Source organism: Paraglaciecola polaris LMG 21857 (assembly GCF_000315055.1).
Taxonomy (GTDB): domain Bacteria; phylum Pseudomonadota; class Gammaproteobacteria; order Enterobacterales; family Alteromonadaceae; genus Paraglaciecola; species Paraglaciecola polaris.
On the sequence record NZ_BAER01000121.1, the window covers coordinates 1 to 734 of the forward strand.

Sequence of the window (734 nt, forward strand, 5' to 3'; positions counted from 1 at the left end):
TCGATAATACTGGCATCAACGGTATAGGTACCTTCTGCTAATTCGTCTGGTACATCCACACTGTAAACACCGCTTAATACCGTGGCGCTGAGAACTTGTTCAACGCCCGCTTCGTCTGTCACCAAGAGCGACACAACCGCATTGTCTGGCTCATTGCTCGTGCCGGTAATGGTCGGGGTGGCATCATTGCTGTTGTCGGGGGCATCCACCGTTAACGTGGGCGCCACCGTGTCCACGCTGCCAGTATCGTTGGCGATGGTCTCGTTACCCGCGGCATCCGCTACCGTGGCCGCAACACTATAATTGCCTTCAGCTAAATCTACTGGTACTGCCGCGCTATAGGTACCATTTGCTTGTACAATGGCATTGACAGTTTGCACTGCATCGTTACTGTCGGTAACGGTGAGATTAACCACTGAATTCACGGGCGCATCTGTACTACCGGTAATCGTAGGGGTAGCATCACCGCTGTTATCTGGCGCATCCACGGTTAACGTTGGCGCGATAGTATCTACGCTGCCAGTATCGTTTGCACTCGCCTCATTACCGGCTGTATCAGTTATTGTCGCCTGGACGCTATAACTGCCTTCGGCTAAATCTGCTGGTACTGCTGCGCTGTACGTACCGTTTGCTTGCACAGTGGCATTCAGTGTTTGCACTGCGCCATTGTTTCCAGTGATCGTAAGATTAACCACCGAATTAACAGGCGCATCAGTGGTACCGGTAATGGTTGG

General features: G+C 52.2%; 1 protein-coding gene. It reads right to left on the reverse strand.

The window, feature by feature from the left end; translation table 11 throughout:
• A partial coding sequence (locus GPLA_RS19580; RefSeq protein WP_040515469.1) for an Ig-like domain-containing protein occupies positions 1-734 on the reverse strand: 734 nt, incomplete at both ends.